General features: G+C 64.0%; 12 protein-coding genes. 7 read left to right on the forward strand and 5 right to left on the reverse strand.

What is annotated here, in order from left to right; genetic code table 11:
- Window position 1 precedes the first annotated feature (1 nt).
- Window positions 2-754 (reverse strand): O-methyltransferase, encoded by a 753-nt coding sequence (locus tag CCUG20998_RS12115; protein WP_020728790.1) that lies wholly within the window; start codon window positions 752-754, stop codon window positions 2-4.
- A gap of 159 nt (window positions 755-913) precedes the next feature.
- Here CCUG20998_RS12115 and CCUG20998_RS12120 point away from each other — a divergent pair, with 159 nt between their 5' ends.
- The 7 genes from CCUG20998_RS12120 to CCUG20998_RS12150 all read left to right on the forward strand — a co-directional run bounded on the left by CCUG20998_RS12120 (window position 914) and on the right by CCUG20998_RS12150 (window position 8,877).
- Window positions 914-2,140, forward strand: a complete 1,227-nt coding sequence (locus CCUG20998_RS12120; RefSeq protein WP_020728791.1) for an inositol-3-phosphate synthase — start codon at window positions 914-916, stop codon at window positions 2,138-2,140.
- Between the two features lie 23 nt (window positions 2,141-2,163).
- Window positions 2,164-3,000 carry an SCO3242 family prenyltransferase gene (locus CCUG20998_RS12125; RefSeq protein WP_231389664.1) on the forward strand — a complete coding sequence of 279 codons (837 nt, stop codon included), beginning with the start codon at window positions 2,164-2,166 and terminating at the stop codon, window positions 2,998-3,000.
- A complete protein-coding gene (locus CCUG20998_RS12130) occupies window positions 3,000-4,421 on the forward strand; it encodes an EboA domain-containing protein (protein ID WP_020728793.1) in 1,422 nt (473 codons plus the stop codon). The genes CCUG20998_RS12125 and CCUG20998_RS12130 overlap by 1 nt, the downstream gene beginning before the upstream one ends.
- On the forward strand, window positions 4,418-5,269 hold the full coding sequence (locus tag CCUG20998_RS12135) for a TatD family hydrolase (protein WP_020728794.1): 852 nt from the start codon (window positions 4,418-4,420) through the stop codon (window positions 5,267-5,269). Before CCUG20998_RS12130 ends, CCUG20998_RS12135 begins: the two co-directional genes overlap by 4 nt.
- Window positions 5,269-6,387, forward strand: coding sequence for a metabolite traffic protein EboE (eboE, locus tag CCUG20998_RS12140; protein WP_020728795.1), 1,119 nt, complete (start codon window positions 5,269-5,271; stop codon window positions 6,385-6,387). The genes CCUG20998_RS12135 and eboE overlap by 1 nt, the downstream gene beginning before the upstream one ends.
- Window positions 6,384-7,763 (forward strand): alkaline phosphatase family protein, encoded by a 1,380-nt coding sequence (locus CCUG20998_RS12145; protein ID WP_020728796.1) that lies wholly within the window; start codon window positions 6,384-6,386, stop codon window positions 7,761-7,763. The genes eboE and CCUG20998_RS12145 overlap by 4 nt, the downstream gene beginning before the upstream one ends.
- A 100-nt stretch (window positions 7,764-7,863) precedes the next feature.
- Window positions 7,864-8,877, forward strand: coding sequence for a hypothetical protein (locus CCUG20998_RS12150; protein WP_020728797.1), 1,014 nt, complete (start codon window positions 7,864-7,866; stop codon window positions 8,875-8,877).
- A gap of 20 nt (window positions 8,878-8,897) precedes the next feature.
- Here CCUG20998_RS12150 and CCUG20998_RS12155 read toward each other — a convergent pair whose 3' ends face one another.
- From CCUG20998_RS12155 to CCUG20998_RS12170, 4 genes are all read right to left on the reverse strand, one after another.
- The gene (locus CCUG20998_RS12155) at window positions 8,898-10,487 is read right to left on the reverse strand and encodes a DHA2 family efflux MFS transporter permease subunit (protein ID WP_020728798.1); all 1,590 of its coding nucleotides are present in this window, start codon (window positions 10,485-10,487) and stop codon (window positions 8,898-8,900) included.
- Between the two features lie 141 nt (window positions 10,488-10,628).
- On the reverse strand, window positions 10,629-11,810 hold the full coding sequence (locus tag CCUG20998_RS12160) for a PPE family protein (RefSeq protein WP_020728799.1): 1,182 nt from the start codon (window positions 11,808-11,810) through the stop codon (window positions 10,629-10,631).
- Between the two features lie 231 nt (window positions 11,811-12,041).
- Window positions 12,042-13,169, reverse strand: coding sequence for a PPE family protein (locus CCUG20998_RS12165; protein ID WP_172607278.1), 1,128 nt, complete (start codon window positions 13,167-13,169; stop codon window positions 12,042-12,044).
- Window positions 13,170-13,786: 617 nt separating this feature from the next.
- Window positions 13,787-22,204 carry a non-ribosomal peptide synthetase gene (locus tag CCUG20998_RS12170; RefSeq protein WP_050674525.1) on the reverse strand — a complete coding sequence of 2,806 codons (8,418 nt, stop codon included), beginning with the start codon at window positions 22,202-22,204 and terminating at the stop codon, window positions 13,787-13,789.
- Window positions 22,205-22,221 lie beyond the last annotated feature (17 nt).

Consider the following 22,221-nt stretch of genomic DNA (forward strand, 5'->3'; position numbering starts at 1 on the left):
GTCACCCCAAGTAGTCGGATTCGAGCACCAGATCCGATACCAGGGTTTGGTACTCGAGGTGGGTCTTGTGCTCGGTGGTGTCCCACAGCGTGCCTTGATGGTGCCGCATGTATTCGTGGTACTCGGGAGCGCCGGGCACCTTGACGTTGTCGGCCACCACGATCGAGCCCCGATGCAGCCACTCCCGGTCCAGGATGCTTTGCAGGTCGTCGAGGTAGGCCTTCTTGTCGTGATCGACAAAGACGAAATCGAGCGCACCGGGGGCGAATCCGTGCTCGGTCGCGAGTGCATCCAGGGTGCGTCCGCCGTCGCCAATGGTGCCCACGACACATGTCACGCGATCGGCAACGCCCGCATGAGCCCAGATCTGTCGGGCGTTGGCGGCGTTGGCTTCGGCAAGTTCGACGGAGTAGACCTTGGCCTGCGGTGCGGCCCGGGCGATCCGCAGCGCGCCATACCCGCAGTAGGTGCCCAGTTCCAGCGCCAGCGCCGGATCGGCGCGCCGCACCGCGGCATCGAGTAGCAGCCCCTTCTCGTCGCCGACGTTGACCAGGATGGACTTTTCGTAGGCGAACTTGTCGATGGCGGCCAGCACGTCGTCGATATCGCCGGCGCGGGCGTGCTCAAGCACATAGTCGACAGCCGCTGCCTCGCGGCCGTCGCCGACCTGGCCCGTGCTGAGCAGGGTGCGAAATGCCAGTGCCAGCCGCAATACCGACCACCGCAACGGAGCGAAGCGTGCGTTGACCCTCATCGAGTCCACGCTACCGCTTTCGCGGGTCAGTTGATTTCGTCACATCGCGCGCCATTTGACCAGGCACGTTCGACCCGCGCGGTGTTAGCATCAATTGTTTGGAAAAGCTAGTTTGACACGCCGAATTTTCAAGAAATTGTCGAACAAGTGAGCACGGCTATGAACCGCGATCGCGCCAGATCCGAGGCAACCGCAGGCCAGCGCTGCGGTCTGTGGCTCAGCGGCGCCCGGGGGTCGGTGGCGACCACGTCGATCGTCGGTTTGTATGCGCTGAGCGCGGGTCTGGTATCTGAAACCGGTTGTGTGACTTCGAATGCCGACTTTGCCAACGTGCCGCTGCCGAATTACTCCGATTTTGTGGTGGGCGGACGAGACCTCACCACCACCTCGTTGGTCAAGCGCGCGGAGACCCTGGTGGAAGCCGGACTTCTGCCGCACCAGGTGGTGGCCACACTCTCCGATCGGCTGGCAGCCACCGACGACGAGATCGTCGGTCCTTCTTGTGTGGCCACGCCGGATCCCTGCAGTGCCGGTGCGAGCACCCAAGCCGAACTGGTCGACCGGCTCTGCGATGCGATGGCCTCGTTCATATCGCGTCATGGGCTGGATGGTTTGGTTGTCATCGACGTCGCGTCGACCCAACCGCCGGTTGCCGATCTACCGGAGTACCGCGACCCGCAACTGTTGCGTCTCGCGCTGGGCGAGAAGAACCGAGCGCTGCTGCCGGCGAGTGCGCTGACGGCGCTGGCCGCAATACGTATCGGCGCCGGCTATGCCTGTTTCACGCCGTCGCCGTCTTTGGGTATCCCCGCGCTGCGCCAACTCGCTGCCGAGGCCGACATCAGCTACGCGGGTCAGGATGCCAAGACAGGCCAGACCTTGCTGCGCACGGTGTTGGCGCCAATGTTTGCCAGCCGCGCGATGAACGTTCACTCATGGGCCGGGTCGAACTTGCTGGGGGGCGGTGACGGCGCCACCTTGGCCGACCCGGTCGCGGTGCAGTCCAAGCTCGCCAGCAAGCAGCGTGGCATCCAGCAGATGCTCGGCGGCCACGTCACCGCTCCGCTGCACATCGACTATGTGCCCGATCTGGGGGAAACCAAGGTTGCGTGGGACTTCATCCATGCAACGGGATTTCTGGGCGGCCAGATCACGCTGCAAACTACCTGGTCTGCACCGGATTCCGCGCTGGCTGCGCCGCTGGTTCTCGACGTGGCACGACTTCTGTCGATGGCCCGAATGCGCGGCGCGCACGGCGTGGTGGGGGAGCTCGGTTTCTTTTTCAAGGAGCCGTGGGGATCCTCGACGCACTCCCTGGCGGCGCAGTACGAAGCACTGCACCAGTGGGCCAACTCCTTCTCGACACCGGATTCAGCTGAGCTGTGAAACCCAAGGCGTACCTCGACCTGATGAGGGCGCCTGCTGCACTTACCGTTCTCGGTGACAGCGTCGTTGGCGCGATGTGGTCAGGACGCCCGTTGGGAGGACGGCGCCTGGCGCTACCGCTGGCATCCGCCCTGTTGTATTGGAGCGGGATGGTGCTCAACGACTGGGCCGACCGCAAGCGTGACGCCGTTGAGCGTCCCGAGCGTCCGATTCCCTCCGGCGACGTGTCACCCGCGGCGGCGCTGTCGGCGGCCACCGTCTTGGCCGCCGCCGGAGTCGCCGCAGCGACGGCGGCGGGAGGCCGCCAGGGCCTGGCCGCTGCGGGCCGCATCACGCTGTGTGTGGTGGCCTACGACGTGGCCGCCAAGGACACCGCGGCCGGGCCCCTGGTGATGTCGGGCTGCCGGTTCTTCGATGTGATGCTTGGCGCCGCGCCACATTATCGCCGCGCCCTGATTCCTGCCTCGGTCATCGGCCTGCACACCACCGCGATCACGGTACTGTCCCGCAGCGAGGTAACGGGATCCGACCGCCGCATGCCGGCTCTGGTAGGAGGTGCCGCTGCGGCGGTGGCGACGTCGGCCGTTGCCGCCGCAGCCGGTGGGCCAGCCGGATACCGCGTGGCGCTGCCGGTTGCGGTCTACTCCTGGGCATTTGGGCCCAGTTTGTGGAACGCGTGGCAGCAACCCACCGCTGAGGCGATTCGCAGCGCGGTACGTAGCGGAATCGCCTCGATGATCGCGGCACAGGCCATGCTGGCCGCGCGCTCACCGCGGTCGCGCACCATGCTTGCGCTGTGCGGTCTTGCTATTGGCCTGCGGCTGAAAGTTTCTGCGCCGAAACCCACCGAGGTGACCTGATGCACGTTGGCTACAACACCAATAGTTTGGCTGATCATCCGATTGCTGAAGCGCTGGCTTTGATCGCCGAAGAGGGTTACAGCGCCGTCGCCTTGACCGTTGGCTATCCGCATGTGCGGCCCATGGACTCCGATCTCGGTGCGCAACTCGATGCACTGGGTTGCCTGCTGGACACATACGGGTTGACGGTGGCAATCGAGACGGGCGCCCGCTATCTGCTGGATCCGCACAACAAACACAAACCGTCACTGGTTGATGTCGCCGCGCAGCCGCGCATCGAGTTCTTGCAGCGGGCAATCGATATCGGTGCCGAACTGGGGGCAACCTGCGTATCGCTATGGTCAGGATATTCGGTCAGCTACAGTGACGCCGCCACCACGCGTGACCTCTTGCTCGGTAGGCTCTCTCGCCTGGTGGAGTACGCAGACCGCAAGTCGGTCATGCTGGGCTTCGAGCCCGAACCGGGCATGTTTGTGGAAACCGTCCAACAGGCGCTGGGGCTGTGCAGCGAGTTGGGTGATCCTGCGCGACTTGGCATCACGCTCGACGTCGGACACTGCGTGATGACCGAGCCCGCCGGGGCCGAGGCGGCAATCGTGGAACTGGGGGACAAGCTGGTCAACGTTCACCTGGACGACATGACACCGCTCAAACATGAACACCTTGAGTTCGGTTACGGCGCATTGGATCTGGGTGCGGTGATGGACGCGCTGCAGGTGGCGGGCTTCGCCGGGGTGGCTTCTGTCGAGCTGCCCCGACACGCCCATGACGCACCCAAGGTGGCGCGCCGCAGCATGAATTCGATCAAGCTTGCCCAGCTGCCCCTGCAGGTTCGCACGTGGCTCGCGGAGGCCGCCGCGGTGCTACGGCGGGACCCCGAGAAGGTTCTGGAGCTCTTCTCCGGCGCGCAGCGCCAGATGCCGACCTCCTCGGATGAGGCTACTGTCTTGGCGCGCGGGCGGCTGGTTGCCACTCTGGTGGCCGAAACCCCGGACGTCACCGCAGGTCAGCTGATCGACAAGTTGTACCGATGGGGCGATAGCGACGAGCGCCTCGGCGTCTTCTGCGGTCTCGAGACCGCGGCGTCGGACGAGACGCTGGGGCCCGACGCGACCAGGGTCGGTGTGGGCCTCGCCGAAGATGCCCTGCGGTGCAACGATCCGCGCCTGGTCGCCGCGGCGCTCGGCGGCTTCGGCGCCCGATTCCTGGCCCAGCACAGTTGGCGTGACGGAGTGATGAAGTTGGTCTTCATGGGTGTCCCACTGCGCGGCGTATCGGGCTTGCGCAGTCGCGCTGACACCGAGTTGGGTCGCATGGCTACGGATTACGCAAGTGAACGCGCTGCGGCCGGCCGAATGATCCCGGCCGATGCGCAGCTGCTGCAACGATTGTGTGCTACCGAAGTGGAGGCTTTGAAGTGAGGATCTTCGACCCGCACATCCACATGACATCACGCACCACAGACGACTACGAAGCGATGCATCGAGCGGGTGTGCGCGCGGTCGTCGAACCGGCCTTCTGGCTGGGGCAACCTCGCACCGGCCCGTCCTCATTCATCGACTATTTCGACAGCCTCATCGGCTGGGAACGCTACCGGGCATCACAGTTCGGGATTGCCCACAACTGCACCATCGCGCTCAATCCCAAGGAAGCCAACGACAGTCGATGTCGGGAGGTGCTTGATCAGATCCCGCGGTATCTGTCGAAGAGTGGGGTCGTTGCCGTCGGTGAGATCGGCTACGACTCGATGACCCCGGAGGAAACGGCGGTATTCGAGACACAGTTGGAGATGGCGGCCGAACGTGGTCTTCCTGCGCTCGTTCACACTCCCCACCGCGATAAACTCGGCGGCACCTTGGCCAGCATCGAAGTGGCCGATCGGGTAGGGATCGATCCTGGCCTGGTGCTGCTGGACCACCTCAATGAGGTGACTATTGAGCCTGCGCGCGACAGCGGCTGTTGGATGGGCTTCTCCATCTATCCGGATACCAAGATGGACGAAGCACGGATGGTCGTGCTGATGCAGCGGTTTGGGCTGGACCGCATAATCGTCAACTCGGCCGCGGATTGGGGGCGATCCGATCCGCTCAAGACGGCGAAGACCGCGCGGGCCATGCTGACGGCGGGCTTCACCGACGACGACGTCGATCGGGTGCTGTGGCGCAATCCCGTCGAGTTCTACAGCCAGAGCGGACAGCTTCGCTTGCTCAGTGATGAGCAGGAGGCGGCGTTTGCCGGCAACACCATCAATCGTGGGGAAAAGCCGTGATGTTGTCATACTGCAGCAATGTTGTTGCAGCGGAGAACATGTCAGCACTAGAGCAGCGGTTGGCAACGGTGTTTGCGCCGGCACGCGAGCTCGCCGGCGTCGAAACGCTGGGCGTGGGGCTATGGTTACCTGCCCGCACCATGGACGGCCTAGCCGATGACCCCGCCGCGCGCCGTCGGCTGGCGGCGATTCTGGCGCACCATGGGCTCGCTGTGGTGACCATGAATGCCTTTCCCTATGGCTCCTTCCACGGAACCTCGGTGAAGCACGCCGTGTATCGGCCGGATTGGACGACGCCAGAACGCATTGCCTACACGCGCTGCTGTGCCGAGGTGCTCGGCGAGCTACTCGGCGACACGGACCATGGCACCATTTCGACGCTGCCGTTGGGCTGGGCTGAGCAGTGGAGCGATGAGTCCGAAGCGGCGGCGCTGCGCAACTTGTCGGCGCTCGGCGATGAGCTGCGGCAAATCGAAGAGCGCACCGGGCGCCGGATCCGGTTGGCGATCGAACCAGAGCCGGGCTGCGTCATCGGATCTTGTCGGGACGCAATCGAGTGGTTTGGCCGGGCCAACCTGGACCCCCGATACCTGGGTCTGTGCTTGGACACCTGCCACCTGGCCGTGATGCACGAGACCCCGGGCGAGGTAGTGAGCGGGCTGGCCGGAATCGGAGTCGAGGTGGTAAAGATCCAGGCATCCAACGCAATCCAGATTGATGACCTCGCAGACGAGCGTGTGGGGCAAGCCTTTGCCGAGTTGTCGGGGTCGCCGTACCTGCACCAGGTCAACGGTGTCACCGGTGATGGGCAACCGTGGTTTCGGGATGACCTTTCGTTCGCGGACCCGTCGATACCAAGATCGGGTAGTGCCAGGGTGCACTACCACGTTCCGCTTCATCTCGACCCGCCCGCGCCGCTGCGCACCACCTCACACATCCTGGCCGAGGTGATGACCATGTTCGGTAACGGGACGCTGTCAGACAGGGCCGACCTGGAGGTCGAGACCTATACCTGGGAGGTGCTTCCGGAGTCGCTTCGCAAAGCCAGCCTGGCCGAAGACATCGCCGGCGAGATCGGCTGGCTTGACCAGCTTTTGCGGGTAGGGGATCCGGCGTGACTCAACGGGTGCTGCTGATCAACGTGGTGGGGCTCACCGAGCCGCTGCTGCCGAACATGCCCAATCTCGCCGCGTTGGCGGCTCGGGGTGCGATGCGCCATCTGGCCCCGGTGTTTCCGGCGGTCACCTGTTCGGTGCAGTCGTCGATGGTCACCGGCTTGATGCCCAATCAGCATGGAATTGTCGGCAACGGCTGGTACTTCCGTGAACTCGGCGAAGTTCTGCTGTGGCGCCAGAGCAATAAGCTGGTTGCGGGGGAGAAGGTTTGGGAGACCGCGGCAAGTCGTTTCCCGGGATACACTTCGGCGAACGTCGGGTGGTGGTATGCGATGAATGCCAGCAACGATGTGATCGTGACGCCGCGGCCGGTGTATCACCAGGATGGACGCAAGTCCCCGGATTGCTATGTCGTCCCGTCGGATCTGCACGACATCTTGACCGACAAGCTGGGGACGTTTCCGCTGTTCCAGTATTGGGGTCCGACCGCCAACATCACGTCGTCACGCTGGCTGGTGGATGCGTCGATAGAGATTCTGCAGCGCTATTCACCCACCTTGCTCACCGCCTACATTCCGCATCTGGACTACGACTTTCAACGCTACGGCCCGCACTCGGCCGCCGCGAGCACAGCGGCAGCCGATGTCGACGCGGCGTTGGGGCCATTGCTGGGCTACGCCGCGGAGCATGACTTGACGACCATCGTCGTCTCCGAGTACGGGATCTCTCCGGCACAACGGCCGGTGGACATCAATCGGATGCTCAGGACCGAAGGGTATCTGAGGGTCTACACCCAGCAGGGCCGCGAGTACCTGGATCCTTGGACCTCGCGAGCTTTTGCGGTGGCCGACCATCAAGCGGCGCACGTGTATGTGCGCGACGAGTCCGATATCGCCACAGTGGCCAGCCTGATCAAACGGCTGGACGGGGTGGACGACGTGCTGGATCGAAGCAAGCAGCAGGCGTGGTCGATTGATCACCCCCGGGCCGGAGAGTTGGTGGCCGTCGCCGAACCTGCGGCGTGGTTTACCTACTACTACTGGCTCGACGATGGTCGGGCCCCGGAGTTCGCGCCCTGCGTGGACATTCACCGCAAGCCCGGCTATGACCCCGCCGAGCTGTTGATGAACCCCGATGATCGGGCCGCCAAGGCCAAGGCTGCCGCCGCACTCGCCAAAAAGTGGCTGGGGCTTCGCTACACCATGAACGTCATCGCCCTCAACGGTGCCGCGGTGGGAGGCACCCACGGAAGACTTCCCGACTCTGATGAGGAACGGCCGGTGATCATCACGTCTGCCCCGGAACTGTTGGCGGCCACGTCGGGGCGGCTGCCGGTAACCGCCATCCGCGACCTCGTTCTCAACGCCCATGATTCGTAGATACTCGGCCGTGCCCAACGCGTATTTGACGCCACCTTCGCGCGGGTGGCCGATATGAACTCCAGCGGCTGAAGGTGCCATTAATGGGTATGATTATGCGATGAGTTCTCGAAAGGGTCTGTCCGGCGGCGCAATAAACCCGTTGGGTTTGCCGCAAAAACACGACCTTGAAACGGGCATTCATGCAATGGTGACCGTCGCCAAGTCTGATGGCCTCTCGGAGATGGACGAGAGCCTCCTGGAGGCGGCAAGTAGGTATCTCGCCGATTCCGAATTCGATTGGAAGAAAATCGCCGATCATCCGGCCGGCCAGAAATTGCTGCCGCTGGGATCCGAGGTGGCTAGACGCTGCGCATTGTTTTTGATGACCGCGGCGATCTTCGCGAAGGGAAAGGTTCAGCTACCTAGAGTCGAGGCGACCCTGAGCATCGCGACAGCGCTGGGCTGCCATGACGATTTCCTGGACGATCTGCACTACATTGCCCGTGGCCGCGAATTCATCGGCGGCACCCGAATCAAGGCAAAGCTGATGGGCAGCCATGGCACGTCGCCTATCCAGGTTGCGAAGGGCTTCTGGGACAACATGTCCGGCTATCTCGGGATTTCGACCGACCCCGTGCTGGCTGCGTCCTATCAGAAACTGGGCCTGCTCGAATCCAAGTCGCTCGGACGCGAGCTGTGGGCACACTATGTGCGCAATGGTCTGAGATTTCCGGGGGAGAAGGGAACGACGGGAGAATTCATCGTTCCCCATGACGTCGCACACGTGCTGTCGGCCTATTCGACCGAGCCGCCTGGTGAGATCCTTGCCGGAGCGTTCTCGGCGGGATACAAAGCCCGAAACCCCTTTGCGCCGCTACTTCTGGTTCTCCTGCAGTTTCAGGCCGGAATAAAGATTGACTTCCGCTCGGAAGTGACGATTTCACAACTCGATCCTGCTGGCTATATGGATGCTTTTCGCCGTGGTCTGGAATGCAATACCGATCTCACATTCGGTAGTTGGGATTGGCGACTCTATTCCGAGGAAGCGGTGGCAGAGATTCGCGAGAAGTTGACGATTCCGCCGCAAGCGGCACCCGCCGTGCAAGGCGGCACCTATACCGAAGTGTTGTGAAGGCCGCTGGGCCAGTCGCGCTACCGATTGACTTCGGTGTCGGAGTTGGTGGCAGGTTGCGGCGGCGGCTTTCGTCGGCCGGCTGGCGGCCTTTTCGGCAGGAATGCCACCGGGATGAACATCAGCGCGACTAGTCCGACGGCCACCATGAACACCACCGCGTAGGCGTGCGAAAGGTCGTGCATCAGGACGAGGGGGAAGTCGGGGGTGCTGGCCCGTTCGGGCATCAGCGACTGGTCGACCGGGACGCCGCTGCGGGCAGCGTCGGCGCGCAGGCTGTCGATCCGGTGCGCCGCGGAGATGTTTGCGCTGCGGTTGAACTGGCTGGTGAGGATCACCGACATGAGGGCCGTTCCAATGGATGCGGCCACTTGCTGATTGACGTTGATCAGGGTTGAACCCCGAGCGATCTGATGCGGTGTCAGCGTCTGCACCGCCACCGCCGATAGGGGCATCATCGTGGCGCCCATGCCCAGGCCCATGATCGTCAGCCCGGTGACCAGGGTCGGCAGATAGGCGGCATTGAGGGAGACCCCGATGGCGAAGAGGCCCATCCCCGCCGCGATCAGCCCCACGCCGACCATCAGGATCTTTCCGGCCCCACGCTTGTCCATCAATGCGCCGGCGATCGGCATCGTCACCATCGCCCCCAGTCCGCGCGGGACCATGCTCATTCCGGCCTGCATCGGCGTCTGGCCCAGCAGCTCCTGGAAGTAGCTCGGGAATAGCAGCCCCGCGCCGAAGAACGACGCCGCGAACAGAAACATCGCCACGTTTGCCAGCGTGACCACGCGATTGTCGAACAGGCGTAGATCGATCAGCGGATGGTCGGCCCGGTAGAGGGCATGCAACACGAATCCACCGATGAGCACCAGGCCGACGGCTGCGGGGAGCCAGACATGGCGATCGGCAATGGTGCCGCTTGCGGGCAGGGCCGAGACACCATAGAGGAAGGTTGCCAACCCCGGTGATAGCAGCAGCATCCCGATGACATCGAAAGATTCCGAAGGTTCAGGGCGGTCCTTGGGAAAGACGACGGCGGCAAGACCCACCGTGATCAGCCCGATCGGGAGGTTGATCCAGAAGATCCACTCCCAGCCGAAACGATCGATCAGCCAGCCGCCCAGCACCGGACCGAAGACCGGTCCCAGCAACATGGGAATTCCGAGCACGGCCAATACCCGGCCGAGCCGCGCCGGACCGGCTTCCCGGGTCAGCATGGTCAAAACCAGCGGCATCAGCATCCCGCCGCCGAGACCCTGTATCACTCGAAAAGCGATGAGAGCGGAGATGTTTGGGGCCAACGCACACAGCAGGGACCCGGCGCTGAATGCCAGCAGCGAGGCGATGAAGGGGCGCTTGGTGCCGAACCGATCGGCTATCCAGCCGGCCAGTGGGATCACCGCGGCCAACGCCAGCGTGTAGCCGGTCATCGTCCAGGCGACGATGGCCTGCGGGGAGTCGAAGGTGGAGACGAAAGTGCGCTGCGCGACGGTGACGACCGTGGTGTCTACGATCGCCATCATCGAGCCAAGCACACAGACTCCGGCGATCTTCAGCAGCCTGGCGTCGAGCTGGTCGGAACTGCCCTGCTGGCCGGTGTCTGGCACGGTTGTGGCTCCTAGCAACTCGCCATCGGCGGACAAGGCCCGTCGCCTCGATGCCGCCTCGAACTCGCGGTCATCGGTGGGCGCCGGCCAACGCCGCCGAAGCGACGACGAGCTGGTACCGATGGCATGGCGCGGAAAGTGTCAGCCCGCGAACGGTGGCCGTGCCATCACGGTGACCCGGAACCCGTAGCGGGGACCGGCTCCGGCCGCGGCACCGCCGGGGCCGCCGGCCAGCGGCATTCCGCCGAGCAGGCTTCCGGGCGCGGAGGCCTCCGGCGGGTTGACGATGTCGCTGGCCAGGGGGCCGCCCGCGCTCACGCTTGGGGGCACGTCGAGGCCCGATCCCGCCCAGGAGGGCGGCACCGACAACTTGCCCAGGGCCGACGCGTTGCCCAGCCCGGCGGCGATTGGCCCCGCGCCACCACCAACGGCTGCGGGTGCGGCGCCGGCGGCGGCCTCCGCTGCACCGGCACCGGCGGCGGCGGCTTCGGCTTCGGGGCCGATCAACCCGAGCGCCCGCTCGGAGGTGATGAGGCTGCTACCAATACCAATCGCGAAGTACGGCAGACCCACCGTGTTGTAGAACAGCTGGGAAATCGGTAGATACCAGTTGACCAACCAGTCGATCCACGTCGCCGGTGAGGCGGCCGACGTCAGCGCCGAGGCGATTGGCGACGTCAGGCTTGTCAGTGCGTTCGGCAGCTGCGAAATGACTCCGGCCAGCGTGCTCTGCGCCGCGCCAGCCGCGGTGGCCGCGGCGGTGGAGGTGGCATTGGACTGCAGCGCCGAGGCGGCGGGATTGGCGGTTTCCGGCGGCGGGGTGAACGCGGTGATCTTTGTCGCGCTCGCGGAGGAGCCCGCGTAGGTGTACATCGCCCTGGCGTCCTGCGCCCACATCTCGGCGTACTGCGCTTCCAGGGATGCGATCTCGGCGGTGTACTGGCCGTAGATGTTCCGCGCCATCAGGGTCATCAGCTGCATGCGATTGGACGCGATCAGGGGCGGGGGCACCACGCCGGTGAACGCGGCCTCAAACGCGGCGACCGCGGCTTCCGCCTGCTTGGCCGCCTGTTCAGCTTGCACGGCGGTGGTGCGCATCCACGTCACATAGGGCGTGATCGCTTCCAGCATCATCGCGGAGGCCGGTCCGAACCACTCTTCGCCGGATAGCGCCTTGATCACTCGCTCGTAGCCGTCGGCGGTGAACGAGAGTTCGGAAGCCAACCGGTTCCAGGCGGAGGCGGCGGAGACCATCGGCGACGAGCCCGGCCCGGTGTACATGCGCCCGGAGTTCACCTCCGGTGGCAAAGCCCCAAAATCCATCGCTACGAACTCCTTGCCTTATCGCGGCCCGCCGTCGAGGCGCTCATGTCCGAACTGATATCGCGCCAATAAATCAGGGATGCCGATCGCAACTCTGATTCACCTATTATTGTCGCCATATCACTTCCTCTTTGCTGCTTTCAAAAATCTTTCGACCGCTATTTGAATTACCTGGCAGTCAAGCCTGAGTCGTTTTTCAATTGTGTGTGCGCGCTCTGTGCCCTCTGTGTGCTATCCGGCGTTCGGGGGGCGGCACATCACCCGGAGCCGGGCCCCGTAGCGGCGGCCGAAATTGCGACCCGCCTGACCTTGGTTGCGCGGTGGTACGCCGGTGATCAGGCCCGATAGCCCGATCGTCTCGACCTCCGAATTGGCAGCCGAAAACGCCGTCGACGCCGCCGACGAACCGGGCCACGTCGGCGGCACCGACATCGGCCCGACCTTGGAGGCCAAAGCGGCGGTGGCAATCGGCGGGGCCCCGCCAAATTGGGCCAACCCACCCGAGAAGGCGGCAAATCCACCCATGCCGGCGGCACCGGCTACGCCCTCAGCCGCAGTTTCTCCGCTCTTCCACGCCAACGATCCGAATATCGACAGGGCAATCAGAGTGAAGCCGCCGCTGTCGTAGACGAACCCCTCGGCGGTGGTGAACGAGCTCATCAGTTCGATCCAGAGTTCCTGCCACGTCGGTGTCGTCGTCGCTGCGGCACTGGAAGCCTGTTGCCCGAGTCGCGCGGCCGCGCTGGACCTGCCGGCCAGGCTGGCGCTAGACCTCGATACCGTCGTTCCGGAATTGTTTGCTGCTGCCGCGGCTTGCCTGGCCAGCCCGCTTGGATCGCTGGTCTGCGGCGGCAGTGAGAACGGCGCCAAAACCGAGGCAGCAGCGGAACTACCTGCGTATTCGTACATCGCCCCGGCGTCTTGCGCCCACATCTCGGCGTAGTGAAGTTCGGTGGCGGCGATCGCCGCCGAATTTTGCCCGAACCAGTTCGTTGCGATCAGTGCGGCCAGCAATGCCCGATTGCTCGCGATCACCGGCGGCGGCACCGTCAGCGCAAAGGCCATCTCATAGGCCGCGGCAGCGGCACGGGCTTGAATCCCCGCCTGCTCGGCCACCGATGCGGTCGCACTGAGCCAGCTGGCAAACGGCAGGACGGCGGTCACCATCGACTCCGCGGCCGGACCAAACCACCAGATGCCGGTCAGCTCCGAGATCGCCGAATCGTAGCCAGCCGCGGTGACGTGCAACTCGGCGGCGAGGCTGTCCCATGCGCACGCGGCGGCCAGCAACGACCCGGCACCCGGACCGGCGTACATGCGACCTGAATTGACCTCGGGAGGCAGTGCGCCATAGTCCAGCACGACTGGTGGGGCGATGTCGCCGACAACACCGGCGGTGGCGGGCGCCGCAGCCAACTCCCGCAGCTCCCCGACCTCGACCGCCCGGTCGGCGGCGAGCAGCAACTCGTCGGCGCCGGTCTCGAGCTGCGGCAGCGCAGCGCTACCCCATGGGGCATTTAACCCAATGGAGAGGTCTAGGGTCATCCAAAACCGCCTAGCGCTTGGGCTGGGTGCTCAGACGCGACATCGTCGTCGCTAAGCAGTTAACGAGTAAAACTATGCCCTACTGCAACTAATATGCCCGTCATCATGTTACTAACGAATTTCCGCCATGTAACAAGTATGTTAATTAGACTCAAAAATAAGCGCTTTGTCCACCGAATGTTTATGTCGTGTCCACCGGATGGCGAGGACGCGTCCCCCGAACGGGGGACACGTAGATGTCGGCGATGTTAACGACGGTGGTCTGGCTCCGGATCGGGATCTGCGGGCAGTACCGTGTCGCCCCCGGGATTCTAGAATGTGATTCGGTTTTTGTTATGGATTGGCGCCCGCGTGGCGCGGGAGCGGCCGTCGATGAGGACGTCGCTGTTCAATGAAAATGGCTGGCTCGATCGACTGGTAGACCTTCACGGTTAGTCCAGTGCCGCTCGGATCAGGTCGCCGAACGTTTTGAGTGCAGCGGGGTTGAGCAGCTCTTCGTGTGTGCAGTTGACGCGGTACTCGGTGACTTCGCCGGCAACATATTGTCGCCAGCATTGCTGAAGGTCGGCGCCGCTGCTGGCCGGTTGTGCCGAGAACAGGACCATGCGGCCGGCAAAGATGCCGGGCTGGTGTTGGGCATTGAGTTGTAGGTTGGTGTTCGCGTTGGCAACCATGATCTGCACAAGTCGGCGCGACGGCAGCGCGAATTCCGCGTCTACCTCCTGCTGAATCAACGTCTGTGCTTGGGAGTACGTCAGTGGGCGGCAGTACTGTTCGGCAGCCACTCCGACCGCTTGCAGGATTGCCTCCAAGACGTCGGATTCGCTGACCGCCGTGGCGGTGGATGCATCCCGGATGAGGATCGGGTCGAGCGCTATCAGGCGCACCACAACGGCGCCGCGCTGTTGCAGCTCAACGGCAACCTGGTGGGCAGTGACCCCGCCGAACGACCAGCCGAGAAGCTGATAGGGGCCTTCGGGATCGTGAGTTTGGATGGCGTCGGCGTAGGCACTCGCGAGTTCACGAACCGATTCCGGGCCGTCGTGGATCTGCTGCAGACCGACGATCGGGCAATCCAGGTAAGGGCCGAGGTTCCGGTAGGCCCAGCTGATGCCGCCGCCGGGAGGCAAGCAGAAAAGCGGCAGACCGCAACCGTCTTGGAGCACCTCCACGGGCACGATCTCAACCGAACTCTCGGGTGCGCTTAGCTTTTGGGCCAGGGCGCAGACGGTGGGTGCCTCAAATAAGACTCGCACCGCCACATCGGTGTTCAGCGTGGTGTTGATCGCCGCGACCACTCGCATGGCGGATAGGGAGTCGCCGCCGAGGTCGAAGAAGGAGTCGTCGACGCTTACCCGGTCGAGTCCTAGGACCTGGGCATATATTGCGGCCAGGGTTTGTTCGGCGGGGGTGTCGGGGGCTCGGTAGCGTTGGGTGTGGCCGTATTGGACGGCGGGTAGGGCGCGTGTGTCGAGTTTGCCGTTGACGGTCAGTGGCAGTTCGGCGATGGGGATCAGGGCTGTGGGCACCATGTAGTGGGGCAGTTGGGTGGCTAGTGCGGCGCGTAGTTCGGTGGGGTCGGCGTTGCCGGTGAAGTAGCCGACCAGGCGGGGGTCTCCGGGGTGGTCGTGGCGGGCGATGACCACGGCTTGGTCGACTCCGGCCATTCGGCTCAGGGCCGCGCCGACTTCGCCGGGCTCGATGCGGAATCCGCGGATTTTGACTTGGTTGTCGGCGCGACCGAGGTAGCGCAGTTGTCCGTCGGTGCCCCACCACACCAGGTCTCCGGTGCGATACATCCGGGTGCCCGGTGTCTGGCCGAATGGGCAGGCCACAAATCGTGAGCAGGTCAGATCTGCCCGACGCCAATACCCAAGGCCGACACCGCCACCGGCGACATACAACTCGCCGACCACCCCGACGGGCACCGGCCGCAACCACCCATCCAAGACGAATAGCGAGGCACCGGCTACCGGCGAGCCGATCGGTGTGGCTCCAGGCCCCGGCACCAGCGGTGAGCTCATCGCCGCGTAGATCGTGGCTTCGGTGGGGCCGTAGGCATTGATCATCGTCCGCTCGGGCGCCCACTGGTCCACCAGGCCCGCCGGGCATGCCTCACCACCGACCACCAGCGTGACCGACTCCAATCCCTGCGGCGACAATGCCGCCGCCGCCGAGGGAGTCTGGGTCAACACCTCGACATGCTCGGCTACCAGCAGGGCGTGCAGTTCGTCGGGGGATTTTGCGGTGTGTTCGGGTACGACGACCAGTCGTGCGCCGGATAGCAGTGCTCCCCAGATTTCCCAGACCGAGACGTCGAAGGAGTAGGAGTGCCATTGGGTCCATACTCGGTTGGGGGAGAACAGGATTGCGGTTGATTGGGGGTCGAAGGAGTTCAGTAGTTGGGTGACGTTGTGGTGGGTGATGCCGACGCCTTTGGGGGTGCCGGTGCTGCCGGAGGTGTAGATGATGTAGGCGAGGTCGTGGGGTGTGGGGGTGGGTGGGTTGGTGGCGGGGGTGGTGTCGGTCGGGGGGTTTTCGATGTCGATGACGGGTAGGTCGTAGTCGTTGAGGCGGGGGTGTAGTGCGCCGGTGGTGATCGCGGCGATTGGTGTTGAGTCGTTGAGCATGAATGCGATGCGGGTGTCGGGGTGCATCGGGTCGATGGGTAGGTAGCCGGCTCCGGTTTTGAGGACGGCCAGGATGGCGATGATCCCGCGGTGTGTTCGTGGTAGTAGCAGTGCGATCAGTTCGCCGGGGCGTGCTCCGAGTGCGGTTAAAGCCTGTGCCAGTTGGGTGCTTTGGGCGTCGAGTTGGGCATAGGTTAGGGACACGTCGCCGTCGGTTATGGCGGTTGCCTCTGGTGTGCGTGCGACTTGGGCGGCAAACAACGCCGGCAGTGACCCGGGGGGCGGGACCGGCTTGGTGAGGGCGGCCCGGTTGCCCCAGTCATCAAGACGCTCGTGCTCGTTGGGATCGAGCAGATCAATCAACGACAACCGCCGCCCCGGCTCGGCAGCCATCACCGTCAACACGGCCTGCAACCGGGCGATCAACGAGTCCATGGCGGTCTTGTCGAAGGCGGCCATGTCGTATTCGACCCGAAAACCAAGTTGTGGTCCGGGTAGGACGAATACGGTGAGGGGGTAGTGAGTGGTTTCGAAGCTAGTGATGTCGGTGATGGTCAGCTGGTCTGGGCACAGCGCGGTGAGGTCATTGATCGGGTAGTTCTCGTAGACGAACAGGGTGTCAAACAGGCGGGGATGTCCGGCGGCGCGGTGAATGTCGCCCAGCGGGAGGTGGTGATACTCGAGGGTGTCGGTATGAAACTGCTGGAGTTGGTCGATCAGTTCTGTGGTGGTGGTCGTGGCTGTCAGTCTGGCCCGGACGGCCACGGTGTTGATCAACAGACCCACCATGGACTCGGACCCGGCAAGATCAGCGGACCGCCCCGACACGGTGGTGCCAAACGCAACGTCATGGTGACCGGTCAGCCAGGCCAGCAGCTGGGCAAAGGCAGCCTGCAGCACGACGTTGAGGGTGCTGTGATGAGAGCGGGCCAACTCATTGAGGGCTCCGGTGGCCGCATCAGACAATGTCAGCGATTGCACTGCATGCTGGGCTGACTCGCCGGGGTCCTGCGCACTCACCAGCGTGGGGGTGTGAAAGCCGGAAAACAGCTCGCGCCAAGCGAGCAAGGCTGTGTCGCGGTCTTGGTCAGCAAGCCAGACCAGGTGCTCGCGGTAGGGTACTGGCGTAGGCAGTGACCTGTTGCCGTAGTGAGTGAACACCTCGCCCAACAGGATTGACATCGACCAGCCGTCACAGACCACGTGATGATTGGTCAGGATCAACCGGTACTGGTCGGGTGCAGTTTTGACTAGCGCCGCCCGGATTGGGCAGTTGTTACTGATATCGCGAAGGGCTTCGCGCTGCCCAGCGCTCACCGCCTCGATATCCCGCTGAGCGCCGTCGCCGAGGTCGATGACATCCCACGGCACTACCGGATCGTCCAGGATGATTTGGACGGGCTCATCCAACCCCGCATACGCAAATCGAGCCGCAAGGTTGGGGTTGCGAGTGGTAGCGGTCTGGACCGCATCATGGAGGCGCACTGGGTCCAGCTCGCCGGCGAGCCCGATTCCAATCTGGACCACATAGGCCTGGCCCGCGGTGAAGGCATCGCTGTGAAAGAGCAGTCCCTGTTGCAGAGGAGTCAACGGCAGCAGGTCCTTGACGGGGTAACTGCGTTCAAGATCGTCGATCTGGCTTTGGGTCAATGACAGGCCCGGAAGGTCTGCGGGAGTCAATCCGCCCCCACCGGCGTCCACATGAGCGCTGATCGCAGCTAGCGCGTCAAACCACAGCCCAGCCAATTTCACCAGGGCACCGCGGTCGAACACCGATGACGCCCAAGTCCATTCCGCGTGCAGTTGCGGTCCGGCGTCGGTATCGATGGTGACCGCGTTCAGCGCCACCGTGTGGGTCAGCGGCATGTCCGCCATCACGCGGGCGGTCTCGGCCAACATCAATCCCGCACCGCTGAGATGCCACCCGCCGGCGCCGCCAGGTCGGTTGAAGCCCTCGAAGCGGCCCAGATAGTTGAATGCGATGGGCGGGTCGGGCTCCGCGAAGTCAACCTCGTGGTTTTGATAGCGCAGCAGGCCGTAGGTCAGCCCTTCCGGAACGGCGCGTAGTTGCTCTTTGAGGTCCTTGACCACCACCCCCACGACCGTGTCGCCGGTGCAGAACTGCGGCCACGCTATCGGCCCCGCATACAGCGCCACCGGGTATTTTGTGGTGAACCAGCCCACCGTGGCCGACAAATCCATGCCGGGGGATAGCTCGTCGTTGCGCCCGTGGCCCTCGACATCCACGCCGATCACCACGTTGGGGTCGGCCAAGAACTCCTGCCAGGCCACTGCAAAGGCGATCAGCAAGATATCGTGCACCCCGGCGTGAAACGCCGCCGGCACCTTGGTAATCAACGCCTGGGTTGTCGCGGCATCCAGCACCACTGACAAGTGCCCGGCACTGGCGGCGTTGTCAACCTCCCGATCGGGTGCGGCGACCACCGCAGGGACCGCCGCAATCTGACGCCATGCCGCCAGTTGGGCGGTCACCGCCGGGTCATGGGCGTAGTCGACCAGCATCGACGCCCACTGCCTAAACGAACTCCCGGCAGCGGGCAAGCTCACCGCGCCGGCGCGCTGGTACTGGGTCCACCCGGTGTTGAGGTCATCAAGCAAAACCCGCCAGGAGACCCCATCCACCGCCAGATGATGGATGGCCAGCAGCAACTGAGCCGTCGATGAAACCCAAACCGCGCTGACCATCACCCCGGCCGCGGGATCTAGCCGGGATAGCGCACCGGCAAGCAGCTCCCCGGACATGACCTCCGCCTGCCGCATCAACTCACGTGCGTCCACGCAACCGGGTGGTCGGGCTTGCAGCGACCATCCCCCGGCGCTATCCCGAGCCACCTGCAACCGCAACATCGCGTGCCGATCCAGCAGCGCCTGAATCAACACGACCACAGCGGCCTGATCGACACCGGCTGGCCCCTGCACCAACACCGTCTGATGTAACCCGGCCACCAGAGACGCCACGCTGTCGAACCACCGCATGATCGGTGTCAGCGCAACCGATCCCACACCGTCATCATCGCCAAGGCACACATCGGCGCCGATCTGCTCGACAACGCGGGCCAGTGCGGCCACATTTTGATGGCGGAAGATGTCCCGCGTCCTACACGCCAACCCCGCAGCACGTGCGGCCGAGACCACTCGCATGGCGGATAGGGAGTCGCCGCCGAGGTCGAAGAAGGAGTCGTCGACGCTTACCCGGTCGAGTCCTAGGACCTGGGCATATATTGCGGCCAGGGTTTGTTCGGCGGGGGTGTCGGGGGCTCGGTAGCGTTGGGTGTGGCCGTATTGGACGGCGGGTAGGGCGCGTGTGTCGAGTTTGCCGTTGACGGTCAGTGGCAGTTCGGCGATGGGGATCAGGGCTGTGGGCACCATGTAGTGGGGCAGTTGGGTGGCTAGTGCGGCGCGTAGTTCGGTGGGGTCGGCGTTGCCGGTGAAGTAGCCGACCAGGCGGGGGTCTCCGGGGTGGTCGTGGCGGGCGATGACCACGGCTTGGTCGACTCCGGCCATTCGGCTCAGGGCCGCGCCGACTTCGCCGGGCTCGATGCGGAATCCGCGGATTTTGACTTGGTTGTCGGCGCGACCGAGGTAGCGCAGTTGTCCGTCGGTGCCCCACCACACCAGGTCTCCGGTGCGATACATCCGGGTGCCCGGTGTCTGGCCGAATGGGCAGGCCACAAATCGTGAGCAGGTCAGATCTGCCCGACGCCAATACCCAAGGCCGACACCGCCACCGGCGACATACAACTCGCCGACCACCCCGACGGGCACCGGCCGCAACCACCCATCCAAGACGAAAAACCCCAGACTCGGTAGGGGTGTGCCGATGGGGCTGACGTCGGCGGCGGTGTCGGACCCAACGATCTCGCGCCATGACGCATGCACTGTGGTCTCAGTGGTGCCATACAAATTGAACAGACCGGGACGCCGCGGATGCCGACTCATCCAGGACGTCAAGCGGTGCGGCTGCAGCGCCTCACCGGCGAACAGCACCGCATCAAGTTGTAGCCGACAGCTCAACTCATCCGATGCCTCCGCCGCGGCCTGCAGCGCATAGAACGCCGATGGGGTCTGGCTGAGCACATTCACCCGCTCCTCGACCAGCAATCCCAGCAGTTCGTCGGGGGATTTTGCGGTGTGTTCGGGTACGACGACCAGTCGTGCGCCGGATAGCAGTGCTCCCCAGATTTCCCAGACCGAGACGTCGAAGGAGTAGGAGTGCCATTGGGTCCATACTCGGTTGGGGGAGAACAGGATTGCGGTTGATTGGGGGTCGAAGGAGTTCAGTAGTTGGGTGACGTTGTGGTGGGTGATGCCGACGCCTTTGGGGGTGCCGGTGCTGCCGGAGGTGTAGATGATGTAGGCGAGGTCGTGGGGTGTGGGGGTGGGTGGGTTGGTGGCGGGGGTGGTGTCGGTCGGGGGGTTTTCGATGTCGATGACGGGTAGGTCGTAGTCGTTGAGGCGGGGGTGTAGTGCGCCGGTGGTGATCGCGGCGATTGGTGTTGAGTCGTTGAGCATGAATGCGATGCGGGTGTCGGGGTGCATCGGGTCGATGGGTAGGTAGCCGGCTCCGGTTTTGAGGACGGCCAGGATGGCGATGATCCCGCGGTGTGTTCGTGGTAGTAGCAGTGCGATCAGTTCGCCGGGGCGTGCTCCGAGTGCGGTTAAAGCCTGTGCCAGTTGGGTGCTTTGGGCGTCGAGTTGGGCATAGGTTAGGGACACGTCGCCGTCGGTTATGGCGGTTGCCTCTGGTGTGCGTGCGACTTGGGCGGCAAACAACGCCGGCAGTGACCCGGGGGGCGGGACCGGCTTGGTGAGGGCGGCCCGGTTGCCCCAGTCATCAAGACGCTCGTGCTCGTTGGGATCGAGCAGATCAATCAACGACAACCGCCGCCCCGGCTCGGCAGCCATCACCGTCAACACGGCCTGCAACCGGGCAGCGAGGTCTGAGACGTCAAAATCAGCAAATGGCCCGCCGCTTCCCACGGTATGCAGGAAGAGCCGGCCACCGTCTTTGGTGAAGACCATGCCGAACTGCTCGCCTTGGGCAAAGCTGAGGATCGTTACTGTGCTGGGAGCACCGCCGAACGGCGCCAGGGTTACCGACGGCATGAAATTGACACTGACCGCGCCGGCCGATTTCTCATTAAACTGCTGGTAGGCGCCGCTTTCCAGGATGTGCATGGGGAAGCGTTGATGCCGCACGGCTTGCTTGATCTGGGACTCCACATGCTGGCAGAAGTCGTTGACCTCGGCATCGGGTGGCACCGCCAACACCAACGGCACAGTGCCGGAAAGCATCCCCGGAATCGTCATCAGTTGTGGGCTTGCCCGCCTGCTGACCGGGAAATCGAGGACTACCTTTGGGCCGCCTTGCCTTTGACGCACCATCAGTGCACATGCCGCGGTGATCACCGACGATCGACGAACACCGGCCAGCTGGGCAAGCTGCTCGGCTCGGTCCACGACCGCAGGGGCGATCTCGACCGACACCGAGGTCGCCGAGGGGCCGCGGTCACCGTCGGCGTGAGCCAGGCTGTGATCCGTTACGCCTTCCAGAGTCTCTTTCCAGTAGGCCAGGTCCGCTCGGTAGTCATCGGACTGTTCGTATTCCGCCTCGGCGGCAACCAGGGTCTGCAACGATCCGAAGAACGTTGGTGAAACCGGTGCGCCAGAACTCAACTCGGAATAGACCAGGGCGATCCGATTGACAAGAAGGGCATAGCCGAATCCGTCGACGACCACATGGTGGATGGACACGAAAAGATAGAACTCTTCGGAGGCCACCTGAAAAAGCGCGAACTTGAACAGCGGGCCGTTCCACGGCATCGGCTCTCGATGCATCGCCAACCCGCACCGATTGGCTTCCGCAACGGGATCAGCACAGCTTCTCAGGTCGTGGAATGGAACCTCGAGATCCGGGTAGTCGACCACCTTCTGAACGACATGCCCGTCAGCCTCCATGATGGCGGCCCTTAGCGGTTCGGCTTCACCCACCACCTGCCGAATCGCCTGGCTCAGCAGATCGGGCGTCACCGATCCGGCAATGACTGCGAATCCGCTGTTGTACCACTCCTGCGGCGAACGGCCGATCTCCTGGGAGAACCAGATATCAAGCTGTCCCCGCGTCAGCGCAAACCCCGACTCGGCTGGCTCGAGAGCGCGCCCCGAATCGCGAAGTATTTGGTGGTGATCCACGGTCATCTCTACGTCGTGCCTAC

Source organism: Mycobacterium marinum, assembly GCF_003391395.1.
GTDB classification, from domain to species: Bacteria; Actinomycetota; Actinomycetes; order Mycobacteriales; family Mycobacteriaceae; genus Mycobacterium; species Mycobacterium marinum.

Bases quoted from the DNA above. Each gene is read 5' to 3' on its own strand.
- CCUG20998_RS12115 (WP_020728790.1), bottom strand. From the start codon at position 754: ATGAGGGTCAACGCACGCTTCGCTCCGTTGCGGTGGTCGGTATTGCGG.
- CCUG20998_RS12120 (WP_020728791.1), top strand. From the start codon at position 914: ATGAACCGCGATCGCGCCAGATCCGAGGCAACCGCAGGCCAGCGCTGC.
- CCUG20998_RS12125 (WP_231389664.1), top strand. From the start codon at position 2,164: ATGAGGGCGCCTGCTGCACTTACCGTTCTCGGTGACAGCGTCGTTGGC.
- CCUG20998_RS12130 (WP_020728793.1), top strand. From the start codon at position 3,000: ATGCACGTTGGCTACAACACCAATAGTTTGGCTGATCATCCGATTGCT.
- eboE (WP_020728795.1), top strand. From the start codon at position 5,269: ATGTTGTCATACTGCAGCAATGTTGTTGCAGCGGAGAACATGTCAGCA.
- CCUG20998_RS12150 (WP_020728797.1), top strand. From the start codon at position 7,864: ATGAGTTCTCGAAAGGGTCTGTCCGGCGGCGCAATAAACCCGTTGGGT.
- CCUG20998_RS12160 (WP_020728799.1), bottom strand. From the start codon at position 11,810: ATGGATTTTGGGGCTTTGCCACCGGAGGTGAACTCCGGGCGCATGTAC.
- CCUG20998_RS12170 (WP_050674525.1), bottom strand. From the start codon at position 22,204: ATGACCGTGGATCACCACCAAATACTTCGCGATTCGGGGCGCGCTCTC.